8 protein-coding genes are annotated in these 14,475 nt (G+C 54.6%); all 8 read right to left on the bottom strand.

All coding sequences use genetic code 11. From position 1 onward, the window contains the following. Window positions 1-250: 250 nt before the first annotated feature. Window positions 251-2,593: an efflux RND transporter permease subunit gene (locus ACP3PW_RS14455; RefSeq protein ID WP_426417441.1), complete on the bottom strand. Its 2,343-nt coding sequence runs from the start codon at window positions 2,591-2,593 to the stop codon at window positions 251-253. Window positions 2,594-2,606: 13 nt separating this feature from the next. Then, on the bottom strand, window positions 2,607-3,599 hold the full coding sequence (locus ACP3PW_RS14460; protein ID WP_426417442.1) for a WD40/YVTN/BNR-like repeat-containing protein: 993 nt from the start codon (window positions 3,597-3,599) through the stop codon (window positions 2,607-2,609). A 297-nt stretch (window positions 3,600-3,896) separates the two neighbouring features. Then, a complete protein-coding gene (locus ACP3PW_RS14465) occupies window positions 3,897-5,273 on the bottom strand; it encodes a DUF1329 domain-containing protein (protein ID WP_426417443.1) in 1,377 nt (458 codons plus the stop codon). An 81-nt stretch (window positions 5,274-5,354) separates the two neighbouring features. Continuing rightward, window positions 5,355-7,334, bottom strand: coding sequence for a DUF1302 domain-containing protein (locus tag ACP3PW_RS14470; protein ID WP_426417444.1), 1,980 nt, complete (start codon window positions 7,332-7,334; stop codon window positions 5,355-5,357). A 608-nt stretch (window positions 7,335-7,942) separates the two neighbouring features. Then, window positions 7,943-9,139: an MFS transporter gene (locus ACP3PW_RS14475; RefSeq protein ID WP_426417445.1), complete on the bottom strand. Its 1,197-nt coding sequence runs from the start codon at window positions 9,137-9,139 to the stop codon at window positions 7,943-7,945. A 135-nt stretch (window positions 9,140-9,274) separates the two neighbouring features. Next, window positions 9,275-10,453 carry a 2-methylaconitate cis-trans isomerase PrpF gene (gene prpF, locus ACP3PW_RS14480; RefSeq protein WP_426417446.1) on the bottom strand — a complete coding sequence of 393 codons (1,179 nt, stop codon included), beginning with the start codon at window positions 10,451-10,453 and terminating at the stop codon, window positions 9,275-9,277. Window positions 10,454-10,608: 155 nt separating this feature from the next. Continuing rightward, window positions 10,609-13,218, bottom strand: a complete 2,610-nt coding sequence (gene acnD, locus ACP3PW_RS14485; RefSeq protein ID WP_426417447.1) for a Fe/S-dependent 2-methylisocitrate dehydratase AcnD — start codon at window positions 13,216-13,218, stop codon at window positions 10,609-10,611. A 97-nt stretch (window positions 13,219-13,315) separates the two neighbouring features. Further along, on the bottom strand, window positions 13,316-14,443 hold the full coding sequence (gene prpC, locus ACP3PW_RS14490) for a bifunctional 2-methylcitrate synthase/citrate synthase (RefSeq protein WP_426417448.1): 1,128 nt from the start codon (window positions 14,441-14,443) through the stop codon (window positions 13,316-13,318). Between the last annotated feature and the right edge of the window lie 32 nt (window positions 14,444-14,475).

Consider the following 14,475-nt stretch of genomic DNA (forward strand, 5'->3'; position numbering starts at 1 on the left):
TGCCGCAACAGCTACCTCACAATCTGCAGTCCACTACTACACCGCCCCCCACCAAAGACGGCGGCGAACAACGCCGCGGGGCTCTCTGCGGTCTCAGCAGAAGACGCTGACAGCAGGTCTACCGTGGCCCAGCGTTATTGAAATCAGCTCGCAGCCAACCAAAACCGGTACGTCTCAATACCATAGTCTTCTAGGTTTTCTGGCATTAAAAAGCCGCGCATAGCGCGGCTTTTTAACTACCTGTCCCTATCTAGGACTTGGCAACCAGTTGCTCCGGTCTAACAAAGAAGCGAGCCAGCGCCGGCAACAACCACAGGGCGCCCACCATATTCCAAAGGAACATAAAGGTGAGCAAAATACCCATATCGGCCTGGAATTTGATAGGGGACCAGATCCAGGTACCAACACCAATAGCCAGGGTAACACCAGTAAAGCTAACCGCCTTTCCGGTAGTGCGCAGGGTAGCAAAATAAGCCGACTGTAGATCCATCCCCTGGCGCAGGAAGCTTTCCAGACGACTGTAGATGTAGATGCCATAATCCACACCGATACCCACACCCAGTGCGATAACCGGCAAGGTCGCTACCTTAACACCGATACCCAGGTAGGCCATCAGCGCCTGGCACAGAACCGAGGTTAAGCCCAACGGTATAATGATACAGAGCACTGCGCGAATCGAACGGAAGGTAGCCAGGCAGAGCAGGCTCACTACAGCGTATACCCAGATAAGCATCTGGTTCTGCGCTGCCTCTATAACCTCGTTAGTAGCCGCTTCGATTCCTGCGTTACCGGCAGCCAGCTTAAACTGGATCGCGTCGCTGTCATTGTCCAGTGCAAACTGCTGGCTTGCCTTGACGACCTCTTGCAAGGTCTCCGCCTTATGGTCCTCAAGGAACAACAGTACCGGTGCCAGGCTGCAGTTGGAATTCAACAGCCCGGTCGCACGACTGATCGAGTTGTTGAGCACATACTGGTTACGCGACAGTGTTTGCCACTTAAGGTTACCTTCGTTAAGGCCTTTGATGACCTGTTTGGAAACCGTAACCAAAGAAACCGCTGACTGCACGCCTTTAACATTCTCCATCGACCACATGAAGCGATCAATCGCCTCCATGGTGTTATAGGTGGCACAGCCCTCCTCCTCGGTTTCAACCATGATCACCATTACATCGGCACTAGTGGCGTAGTTTTGGTTGATAAAGGCGTTATCCAAATTATAACGAGAGTCGGGATGTAACTCTGGAGCGCCAGGATCAAGGTCTCCGATCTTTAGCCCTTGCCCCATATAGAGACCGCCCAACAGCAACACCAAAGCGATCCCAACCGATACCGGCGCAACCTTGGGACCCGCAAAGTTAGACATCAACTTCCAACTTCTAGGCTCTGTTGCGGCCTGACGCTTGCTTCTTTCGATAGAGCGGTCACTCACGCCGATGTAGGACATCAATACCGGTAGCAGCACAAGGTTAGTCAAAATAATGACTGCAACACCAATACTGGCGGCAATGGCCAGATCGCGAATTACGTCGATCTCAATAATCAGCAGGGTAAGGAAACCGATGGCGTCGGAAACCAGCGCCAGCATTCCGGGAATGTACAACGAACGAAAGGTGCGACGTGCCGCCGTCAAACGATCGGCACCGGTTGCTGACTCGATCCCCAGCGCATTAATGATCTGTACCCCGTGGCTAACGCCGATGGCGAACACCAGGAAGGGAACCAGCACCGAGTAGGGATCGAGTCCGTAGCCAAAAGTTGCTAATAGACCCAGCTGCCACACGACCGCAACGATAGAGCAGAGCAGCGGTACAATGGTGCTCTTCGGACAGTGGGAGTATAGAAACAGCAAAACCAATGTAATGCCCAGCGCCATGGCAAAGAAGTAAGCGATGGAGCCAATACCGTCGATCAGATCCCCTACTTTCTTGGCGAAGCCGATGATCTGGATATTGACGCCCCTGTCGGCGTACTTGGCCCGGACTTTTTCCTCCAGCTCATGGGAAAACTGCTGGTAGTCCAGTCGCTCACCCGTCTCCGGGTTTATCTCAAACAGCGGTACAAAGATAATCGAGGACTTGAAGTTGTTCGCCACCAAACGGCCTACCTGACCGGAACGCAAAACGTTAGCCCGCAGCTCCTCGACATTGGCAGCACTGGTGAAATCATCATCGTCCGGTATCACCGGCCCGCCGGCGAACCCCTCTTCGGTCACCTCGATCCAGCGTACGTTGGCAGTCCACAGGGACTTCAGACCGGAACGATCAACTCCTGGCAGATAGAAAACCTCATCATTGATATGTTTGAGGGTTTCCATGTAGTCAGGATCGAAAATATCCCCCTCTTTCGCCTCTACCGATATACGAATAGAGTTACCCAGATTTTCAAGGTCATCGCGCTTGGCGAGCATGTTCTGGATAAAAGGGTGCTCAAGGGGAATCAGCTTCATAAAGCTCGCGTCTGGACGGACGTCGAGCATCTTGTAGCCAAGGAAGATCGTGGCAAGAAAAAAGAATGCCAAAACCATAATTCTATTGTTAAAAAACAGCCGCTCCAGCAAGGGGGCAGCTTCACCGTGATGCTTATGGGTCGCCATTGAAATCCCCTACTCAGTTAGCTGGTTGCTTTAGGTCGTCGCCATTGGAGGCGACCCGATGAATACCACCCTGTCCCACCAGAATCAGGTTTCCGTTGGGCGCCTCGATAAGGGCGTTAATGACCAAACGATCGGTGCGGGTTTTAAGCGTAAAGGTCATGCCGTTATCGTAGCTTTTCAGAATAGAGCCGGAATCCCCGACCACCACCAACGAACCATCGTCGAGCAACTTGCCCCCAAACAGTCCGTGCCCGGTGCCCGTGTCGACCTGTTCCCAATTCGCGCCACTATCATCGGTGCGGAACAGGTGACCGCGAAGACCATAGATCAACCCGGAGCCGTTCTGTTGGGTCGGAATGGCGCCGAAAAAGGAGCCTTCATAGGGGCTTTCGATCATTTCAAACTCTATCCCGCCATCAGTAGAGCGGTAGAGGATACCCGCCTCACCCACAACAATCAGCGTGCCATCTTGCAGCGCGGTGATCGCATTGTAGTGAAACTCGTCCTCATTTTGGATGTGATCGCGCCAGTCATTCCAGGTTTTACCACCGTTATTGGTCATCATGATGTAGCCATAGGCACCGATCGCATAGCCTTCATATTGATCACGAAACCAAACATCCAACAGGGGGACTTCCGCTTCCGGGTCCTGATACTGCTCAACCCAGGTCTCTCCACCATCGGTGGTCGATAGCACTAATGCATCGTGGCCCACCGCCCAACCATTCTTGTCGTCGGTAAACGTCACCGAAGTCAGCAGTTGAATACTCGGAACCTGCGCCTGGGTCCAAGTGACACCACTGTCGTCAGAAAAGAGGATGTGCCCTCGATCACCTACTGCTACCAACCGCTCACCGGCACGAGTCACGTCCAAAAGCAGGGACTCTTGCGCCTTGTCGGAGATCATCGATTGTCGTGCCTGCTCCGCTGCAGCCACTGACGTTCCGAACAAGACCATCACCAGCAGCAAACATTGCCTGCAGGCGATCAACATCGTTTTTATCATCGTAAAACACTGCTGAGCCGTAGCGGGGGTTGGGTGAGAGGACTGCCTGATGGCATCTCGCATACAGAAACTCCCTTATTGTTATCGTTGTTCAACATTTTAAACAAACGTTTAAATTGTTGGGACAGTATATCCACTAACCATAGAAGATTCCCGCCCTTTCTGCCCAAAAGGCAGGAGAGAAATGAAAAATCATCCCTTAGAGTGAAAAGCTTCAGCCCCCTGCCTTAACTCCATGAAAAACAAAAAAAAACCGCCCCCCAAAGGGCGGCGGCTCTGGTACCCATCACAGACGAATCAACGGGTTCCGCGTCGGCGCAGGGATGAGGATTTAAAGTAACGCTGCTTGGGAATCGGCTGCGAGAAATCGACAAATGCCGACTCCTCATTGGCCAGCCCTTGCGCATGATAACGACGCGCCTGAAGATCATGGAATACATCCAGGCCAGTCCAGGTTGTGGGCAGGTCGTAATAGTTGATCAAGAAGGCCATGCTGACCCGCCATAGCTCACCACGACCATCGTACTGATCGACGACTGCTGCACCCCAGCTGTCTTCATCCAGGAACAGAGTCCGCTTGGAATAGATATGGCGAGCGCCCTCTTTCAGGGTTCCCTCAACGACCCACACGCGGTGCAACTCGTAACGGGTCAAATCCGAGTTAAGGTGCCCTGGAGTCAACAGATCGCTGTACTTAACCTCAGGCGAGATCAGCTTGTAATTGTTGTAGGGAATGTAGATCTCTTTTTTACCCACCAGCTTCCAGTTATAGCGGTCAGGGGCACCGTTATACATATCGGTGTCATCTGCGGTACGCAAGCCATCGGCATCGGTGATGGGGGTATCGTATGAGATACTGGGGGCTCGCCGCACACGACGCTGGCCTGCGTTATAGGCCCATGCCTGCCTCGGCTCCTTAACCTGGTCCAGGGTTTCATGCACCAGCACCGCACCACCGGCCAGACGTGCAGGCGCCTTGGTAAAGGAGAGGTAATAGAACAGGATATTCTCCAACTCCTCTTCGGTCATTCCCGGATAGTAGTACTTGAAACCCGCTTCCTGCTGGGAAGATACCAGCGTGTATGCGCCGCCTCGCTGTACCGCCACCTCAGAGGCACTGCGCACGATGTACTCACCACGGTAACGAACCATATGGTTCCACAACGCCTCCAGACCATCTTTTGGAATCGGGAAAGGGATCGCACCGACCGCCCCCGTCACCCCATTGCCACCGGCAACCAGCTGGGCCTTGGTAGCCGCTTCCTTGGTGGCATCATATACCCGCTGCGGAGAGGAGTGGCTACGATGGGTTTTGTAAATCGGCATTTTGAACGTTTGCGGGTAGGCTTTAAACATCGCCAGCTGACCGGGGGTTAGCTGCTCGGCGTATTGCTGGGCATTCTCTGCCGTGATCACAAACTCAGGTTTTTCATCTGCATAGGGATTCGGATAGTGCTGACCCGGGTGTTTGAAGGCCGCCGGTATCTTGTCTTTGGTGATACCGCCGGTCCAGGCTGGAATCGTACCGGCGGCATTACCCGCCTTCTCCGCACCCAGTGGAGTTAACTGGTTTCCCAGCTTTGCTGCTTCTTCGGCGCTGATCGCCGCCATTGCCGAACCGGCCACCATGGACAGCGCTGCAACGGCACTGACTAACAGTCTCTTTTTCAACATAGTGCTTACTCTGTGTTGTAAGTATTCAGGTTAACTGATCACAGGGCGGCGGGCCCAGGCCCCCGCCCGATGACAGCGTCGTTAGAACGCGTATTTGATATTAACCGCTACGTTGTCGCGGTCAGTAATATCATTGGAACTACCGGCACCCTCAAAGCGAGTGTAGGAGATTCCACCGGAGAGCGAGCTCAGGTAATCCGCATTGAGCGCCAGGCTATACGCCGTTGCGCCTTCCATAAAGTTACCGGCACGGTGGGAGTTACCACTGATGTCATTGCTATAAACAAACACCGGGCTCAGGTTGATGCCGGCAATAACATCGTTCCACTTACCCTGCAACACGGTGGTGGCACCGTACGCGGTACGGGTCAACTTCTTGGAGTGACGGGTATTGTCGCCTGCATTCTGTGCGGTGGAGTTCATAACATCGAGCTCCTTACCGGTCAGTTCGGGCAACCACTCGCCGGAAAACTCAACCACACCGATCACGCGATCGAAGCTCATCATGGGTCCGAAGTTGTGGATCGCATTGAGGTTCCAGTTGACGGTTTCCGTTTTTACCCAGTTATTAACGGTATCACCGACACAGACATCCCCCAACAGATTCTCTGCAACACCGGTATTGCCATTGGCCACGTTCAGGTTGGCGCAGTCGCTACTGGTGCCACCAAAGAAACTGGACGCATTGGCCACTACAGAGCCGAGCAGGTCATCCTCATGGTAAGCGAAGATCGAGTTATTGGGTCGGTAGGCCATATCGCCCGATACGGACGTATCGCCAATAAGCGTCGTAAAGCTGACCCCGAAGGTATCAACATTTTCTACGTACTCGCGGTAGGCGTTAACGCTCTGCATTACGTCGAGGGTTCCAAAACCACCTGCCGCTTGAAACGCCGGGTTAGCTGGATTAACTACGCAAGCACCTCCTTGCAGTGCGCTACACATATTGAATATATCGGTACCCGCATAGTCACTCAAATTCGCCGAGATCAGCGGGGTCTTGTTGTGGTAGTTGATGTAGTAAAGTCCGAACTCCGTCTCATTAAGCTCTTCGGCGACATAGCGCAAAGCAACACCGTACTGGCCACTATCGCTCGCCTCATCGTCATTGACGATCTGTCCAAAGTTGGCCCAGGCACCATTATTTAGTGTATTACCATCAATATTAAGAGAACCGTTGCTGATAAACGGATCGACAGCAGCGCTTGCTCCACCCAAATAGGCGCCAAACAACCCCTCTAGCGGCGATCCCTGCACATCCTGCCAGATCAGGTTTCCTTCACCACCGGGGGCAAAAAGGTCCGTCGTGCTGAAGTAGGTGCCCACGGGGTTCTGGCGAGTTTCGTTCCACTCCCACTGAGCAAAGGCTTCGACGCTCAGGGTATCGGTAAGCCCCAGATTGGCGTAGAGCATACCAGCGGGTAGCAAGGCATCCTTGACTTCGGAGCCGGGCAGGTTAAAGGCGTTGCCATCGAGGGCATTGATGCTATTGACGCCTTCGCGGTAGAAGATCCCCTCTCCCCAGCTGATGACCTGCTTTCCGAATCGAACACTCAGGGGCATCTCGTCTTTGCCCAGGTAAAAGTTACCGTAAACAAACGCATCCATAAATTCGGTGCGGGAACCGGAGTAGTCCTTGGCCTTGTCGCTGTATTTGCGTCCGTAGCCGCTGGGCTGGTAGGCCAGGTCACCGCTGTCATTTTTCTTGTCCATGATCTCGCTGTCGTAGTACCCGCGAGCCCGCACAAAAGCGCCGTAATCCTGATAGTTCACTTCCATTTCGGTATTGAACTTGTACACCGAAGACACCAACCCTGTGTCAAAGTTGCGATTACCGTCGTTGCTGTTAACGCCGCTGTTATCGATATTGGTGTTACGGCTTTCGACACGCCACATCGCGCCATAAGCGAGGGTCGTATCGACCGAGCCGGTGACTTCACCGTCCGCAAAATCAAACTGGATCGCCTGGGCCGGTAGCGCGGCCATGAGGCCGGCGAGAGCAAAACCCGCTTTGGCCGGGGCAAGGCGCAAAGACAGTAGATGGCTGTTCTTGGTGTTCATTGACTACTCCGTGAATAGTTCGTTTTTAGTGTTGTATGTTATTGCTGCGCCCCAAAACCGGGTCTATTGCAACCTGTCGATGGATATCTTCTCTCGACACCCTGCTCCGGTTTTCAAGTGAGACGCCAACCTTTCTAATGAAGGCTTTTGCATTCGACCCGAAATAGGGAGCAATTAAGATACCAACTATTCAATCTTCAGGCGCACAAGCAGAACATCCGTTCCAAAAACGCGCTCTCGTGCTGTTGGTGCATAACCGCCCTTTTGTTTCAGCCGAAGCATAGGCATTGGCATCATACCTCGAATAATCGGTTTTAAACAGACGTTTAATCGACTCGGAAGAATAATGCGTCATACACGAACAGCAGCGAAAGACAGGGCAAAAGAGCGCAAAAAGCGGAATCTTTGGTTTAAAAAACAACCAAAACGAAAATGACAAATCCGGACAACCCAGCGACCGAGTGACTTAAATAGTCATTGCACAGGGAGCACCAAAGCCAGCAGGTAACACTTTATGGGATGAGGTAACAGTCAGTTGCTGGGCCGGTAACACTCGAAGCCGCTTACAAACGCTAACAATCCCTCCCCATCGTCACCCTCACCCCGAACTAGCTGGCCGTTACCCGATTCCCCACCAGCGCCACCCGCAAAGGGGCAGGATGCTGCGGCACATTGCATGCCAGCACCAAAGAGCCGACCGCCATCAGGGCCCCCACCAGAAATACGGCAGAGGGCGAGCTCAACCACATTATCCCAAACACCGCAGGTATCACGACCGCGGCTATATGGTTGATGGTAAATGCAACGCCCGCGGTTGACGCGATATCGGCCGGATCCGCAATTTTCTGGAAATAGGTTTTTATCGCAATCGCCAAAGCGAAAAACAGGTGATCGACCACGTAGAGGGTGCCAGCAAGCCAGGCTACCTCCACGAACGCATACCCGGTGAATACCAGGGTCAAACCGACGTACTCGATCACAAGCGCCCGACGCTCCCCTATTCGCCCGATAAGAGCGCCAATGCGAGCAGCAAAAAAGAGGTTGAACAGATGATTGATAATAAACAACAGCGCGATCTCACCAACCCCATAACCAAACTTCTCCACCATCATAAACCCGGCGAAAACGACAAAAATCTGCCGCCGTGCTCCGCTCATAAAGGTGAGCGCGTAGTAAAGCCAGTAGCGCTGACGCAACACAAGATGCTTGTTTTGCAGGTGCGGCTGGGGAAACATCGGATAGGCCACCGCGCAAAATGCAACGATCACCAATGCCAGCCCACCCCCGACCAGATACATGCTGGCGTAGCCAAGCCCCAGCCATTCGCTCATCAGCCACACGAGGCTATAAACAAACAACGAACTGAACGAACCCACTGCGATTAACTGCCCCAGCACTCTGGGCGCTTCCCCCTTCTCCAACCACTGCAGTGAGAGTGACGTCTTAACGGTTTCAAAATAGTGAAATCCGACCGACATCAACACCGTGGTGCAGTAGAGCCCGATCACCGATGGAAACCAGCCAGTGATTGCGACCCCCAGTCCCAACAGGGCCAGCGACAGAACGGCAAACTTCTGCTCACGCACCACCAGCAACACAAACACGGCAGTGAAGGCGAGAAAGCCCGGCACCTCGCGCAGGCTTTGTAGCAAACCTATCTCGGCGCCGTTGAAACCCGCCTGATCGATGACGAAGTTATTCAACAGCGTTTGCCAGGTGGCGAAGGCGAGCGGCGTGGCCATCGACATCAACACCAGCAAGCCAGTTGGGGTTTGCCAGTTTTCGCGTTTTAACCAACGACGCATGGGTGATCCTTCGGGGTGGTAAAGAGTGCCGCCCAGTATACGCTGCCGACTCCTGCTGATACTACGCTGCAGCCCAAACAAAAAAACCACGGCTCCGGGCCGTGGTTTCTATTATTGCGTCAAGGAGAGCTGCGGCTAAAACGCATCTCCTGGCACTCGCACCCACCCCTCCATCAAGACACGGGCACTGCGGCTCATCACGACCTTATTGACGGTCCAGTCTCCCCCGTTCTCAGAGGCTTCAGCCCCAACTTTCAGAGTCCCTGACGGATGGCCAAAGATGACGGCTTCACGCTCCCCACCACCGGCAGCCAGGTTAACCAGAGTTCCGGGGATGGTTGCCGCCGTGCCGATCGCAACCGCTGCAGTCCCCATCATCGCATGGTGTAGCTTACCCATCGACAGAGCGCGTACGTTGAGGTCAATCTCTGTCGCCGCGATCTGCTTACCGCTTGAAGAGACGTAGTCAGCAGCTGGCGCACAGAACGCCACCTTGGGGGTGTGTTGACGACCAGCCGCTTCAGATACATCGCTGATCAGCCCCATCTTCAACGCCCCGTAAGCGCGAATGGTTTCGAAACGCTCCAGTGCTGCCGGATCACCATTGATCGCGTCCTGCAGCTCGGTTCCGCCATAGCCGATATCGGCGGCATTAAGAAACACGGTAGGAATGCCGGCATTGATCATGGTTGCCTTGAAGGTTCCAACACCGGGCACCTCCAGCTCATCGACCAGGTTGCCGGTAGGAAACATGGCGTCGGTCGCATCGACCGGGCTAATGAATTCAACCTGCACTTCCGCAGCAGGGAACGTCACGCCATCGAGTTCAAAATCACCGGTTTCCTGCACCGCACCGTCAGTCATGGGCACCTGGGCGATAATCGTCTTTTTGATATTGGCCTGCCAGATACGAACGGTAGCGATACCGTTTGCGGGAACTCGGCTAGCATCAACCAAACCCTGACTGATGGCAAATGCACCCACCGCCGCCGTCAGGTTGCCGCAGTTACCACTCCAGTCAACAAAAGGTTTGTCGATGGAGACCTGCCCAAACAGATAGTCGACATCATGATTCGGTTGGCTGGTTTTGGAAAGGATCACCGTTTTGCTGGTACTGGAGGTCGCCCCTCCCATTCCATCGGTCTGCTTACCATAGGGATCAGGGCTACCGATGACCCGCAACAGCAGGCTATCCCGCGCTGCGCCCGGAGTCTGGGCAGACTCGGGAAGGTCAGCTAGATTAAAAAAAACACCCTTGCTGGTGCCGCCACGAATGTAAGTAGCAGGAATTTTGATCTGGGGTACGTGGGCCATGGCTCTGTATCCTAATTTAAAACGGGAGTTGTCAAACTCGGTGAAATCATCATTAAGGCGCGTTTTGATCGCAATCTCATCGCTTTTACGAAGGCGATCAGGGTCTCAAGCGACCCTGCCGGGAAGCTTCCCGGCAGGGCTTATATCGTCCGCCCCTAGGCGTTGGCTTGCAGGAAATCCTGGGCAAACCGCTGCAATACACCACCTGCACCGTAGACCTGCACCTCTTCGGCGGTATCCAGTCGGCAAGTCACGGGGATTTCGACCTTCTCCCCGTTGGCGCGAGTCATAACCACTGTCAGCTCACAGCGGGGGCTGATGTCACCGATCACGTCATAGGTTTCGGTGCCATCGATCCCATAGGTGTTACGGTTATCACCGGCTTTGAACTCCAGCGGCAACACGCCCATACCCACCAGATTGGTGCGATGAATACGCTCAAACCCTTCGGCAACGATGGTCTCAACGCCCGCCAGGCGCACCCCTTTGGCGGCCCAGTCACGGGAAGAACCCTGCCCATAATCGGCACCGGCAATAATGATCAGCGGCTGCTTGCGCTCCATGTAGGTCTCAATCGCTTCCCACATACGGCTCTCCTGGCCCTCTGGCTCGATCCGCGCCAATGAGCCCTGTTTTACCTTTCCCGCCTCATCGCGGCACATTTCATTCAACAGTTTCGGATTAGCGAAGGTCGCACGCTGCGCCGTCAAGTGGTCTCCACGGTGGGTCGCATAGGAGTTGAAGTCCTCTTCCGGCAGCCCCATCCTGGCACAGTATTCGCCCGCCGCACTGGATGCCTGGATCGCATTGGAGGGTGACAGGTGGTCGGTGGTGATATTGTCACCCAGCACCGCCAACGGGCGCATGCCCTTCATCGTCCGCTCACCGGCCAACGCGCCTTCCCAATAGGGTGGACGGCGGATATAGGTAGTCTGCGGACGCCAGTCGTAGAGTGGGCTCGGGGATTTATCAACCGCCCCCAGGTCAAACATCGGGATATAGACCTGATTGAACTGCTCGGGCTTGACGCACTTGGCAACGATCCCGTCAATCTCTTCGTCGCTGGGCCAGATATCTTTCAGGGTGATCGGGTTTCCATCCTTATCGGTACCCAGGAGATCTTTCTCAATATCAAAGCGCATGGTGCCGGCGATGGCGTATGCAACTACCAACGGTGGAGAGGCAAGAAATGCCTGTTTGGCATAGGGGTGAATGCGGCCATCAAAGTTACGGTTACCGGATAGTACCGCCGTGGCGTAGAGATCACGATCGATAATCTCCTGCTGAATCACCGGGTCCAATGCACCGCTCATGCCATTACAGGTTGTGCAGGCGTAGCCGACGATGCCGAAGCCCAGCTTCTCCATCTCGGGTAACAGGCCCGCTTCTTCCAGGTACAGCTTGGCCACCTTCGACCCCGGTGCAAACGACGACTTAACCCAGGGCTTGCGCACCAGACCCAGCTCGTTGGCTTTCTTCGCCACCAGACCCGCCGCAACCACATTGCGCGGGTTGGAGGTATTGGTACAGGAGGTAATCGCAGCGATGATCACTGCACCGTCGGGCATCAGGCCTTCGGCCTCTTCAGCCTGAGCAGCCGCTAGCAGGTCGTCCCCTGCGATTCCTCGCTCGCTCAGAGCCGCAGTGGGCAGACGGCGGTGCGGGTTGGAGGGCCCGGCCATATTGCGGCACACGGTGGAAAGATCAAAGGTCAAGACACGCTCGTATTTCGCCTCAACCAGACTATCAGCCCACAGGCCCGTCGTTTTGGCATACTGCTCAACCAAGGCGACCTGCTCGGGCTCACGACCCGTCAGCTTCAGGTAATCGATGGTTTTCTCATCGATATAGAACATGCCGGCAGACGCGCCGTACTCGGGCGTCATATTGGAGATCGTAGCGCGGTCGCCAATGGTTAGCGCGGTCGCACCTTCACCGAAGAACTCCAGATAAGCGGAGACCACTTTTTCGTTACGCAGGAACTCGGTAATCGCCAACGCAATATCCGTTGCGGTAATGCCCGGCTGCCGCTTTCCGGTCAGTTTGACGCCGATAATCTCAGGCAGACGCATCATGGAGGGACGGCCCAGCATGACAGTTTCCGCTTCCAGGCCGCCGACACCAATGGCGATCACTCCCAGGCAATCAACATGGGGGGTGTGGCTATCGGTACCCACACAGGTATCGGGATAGGCAACACCATCACGGGCCTGAATCACCGGAGACATCTTTTCCAGATTGATCTGGTGCATGATGCCGTTGCCGGCCGGTATCACATCGACATTATCAAAGGCAGTTTTACACCACTCAATAAAGTGGAAGCGATCATCGTTGCGCCGATCTTCGATATCACGGTTTTTCTGAAACGCGTCGGGATCGAAACCCGCCGCTTCAACGGCCAACGAGTGGTCAACGATCAGCTGGGTCGGTACCACAGGGTTAACCTTGGAGGGGTCACCGCCTTGATCTGCGATGGCGTCGCGCAATCCGGCCAAATCTACCAATGCGGTCTGGCCAAGAATATCGTGGCACACCACCCGTGCGGGATACCAGGGGAAATCCAGATCGCGCTTACCCTCTATCAGCTGCTTCAAAGAGGCAGTCAATGTGGCCGGATCACAACGGCGAACCAGTTGTTCGGCCAGCACACGCGAGGTATAGGGCAGCTGTTGGTAGGCACCGGGCTGGATCGCTTCGACAGCAGCACGGGTGTCGAAGTAGTCCAGTGTAGAGCCCGGTAATGGCTTACGATATTCAGTGTTCATGGGTTACTCCACCGAGAGAGGTTGTGCAGGCGGGACAGGTGTATTCACCTGCCCCGCGCTTGTTAAAGGCCTGTTAGGGCAACAAGGCCGTGATATATCAGGCGCGATCTTCGATCGCCACCCAATCGCTACTCTCAGGGCCAACATAGTCAGCGCTGGGGCGAATAATGCGGTTGTTGGCACGCTGCTCCATAACGTGAGCAGTCCAGCCCGACGCACGGGAACAGACAAAAATCGGCGTAAATAACTTGGTGGGGATACCCATAAAGTGATACGCAGATGCATGGAAGAAATCAGCATTGCAGAACAGTTTTTTCTCACGCCACATCACCGCCTCGCAACGCTCGGAAACCGCATACAAAGAGGTATCACCCACATCAGCCGACAGCTTTTGCGACCAGCTTTTGATGACGGCGTTACGGGGGTCGGACTCCCGGTAGATCGCATGACCGAAGCCCATAATCTTATCCTTGCGTGCCAGCATGGCCATAATCTCAGACTCCGCCTCCTCGGCACTGCTCCAGTTCTCGATCATCTCCATCGCTGCCTCGTTGGCACCGCCGTGTAACGGGCCACGCAGGGAACCGATCGCTGCGGTCACGCATGAGTGGATATCAGAGAGTGTTGAAGCACACACCCGGGCGGTGAAGGTCGATGCGTTAAACTCATGCTCGGCGTACAGAATCAGGGAGACGTTCATCACCTGGGCGTGCAACGCGTTGGGCTTTTCACCCCGCAGCATGTGCAAAAAGTGACCGCCAATCGACTCATCATCGGTTTCAGTTTCGATACGAACGCCGTCGTGGGAGAACCGATACCAGTAACAGATAATACTGGGGAACAGCGCCATCATACGATCGATATGATCGATCTGCTCGGAGAAATCCTGCTCGGTTTCGAGATTACCAAGCACAGAGCAACCGGTACGCATCACGTCCATTGGATGGGAATCCGCAGGAATCAACTCCAACGCTGACTTGAGGGCCTGGGGCAATCCACGCAGGCTCTTCAACTTGGCTACGTAAGCGTCCAGTTCAGTTTGATTGGGCAGCTTGCCGCGGGACAATAGGTAGGACACCTCTTCGAAGCGCGCCTTCTCTGCCAGCTCCACCATATCATAACCACGATAGGTCAGGCCGGATCCGGTCTGGCCCACGGTACACAGTGCTGTTTCACCCGCGGACTGCCCGCGCAGTCCTGCGCCACTCAATTTTTTATCACTCATCGCTTTCTCCTCTGTCTTACCCCACTGCCGCA

This window comes from Aestuariirhabdus sp. LZHN29 (genome assembly GCF_049985285.1).
Taxonomy (GTDB): Bacteria; Pseudomonadota; Gammaproteobacteria; order Pseudomonadales; family Aestuariirhabdaceae; genus Aestuariirhabdus.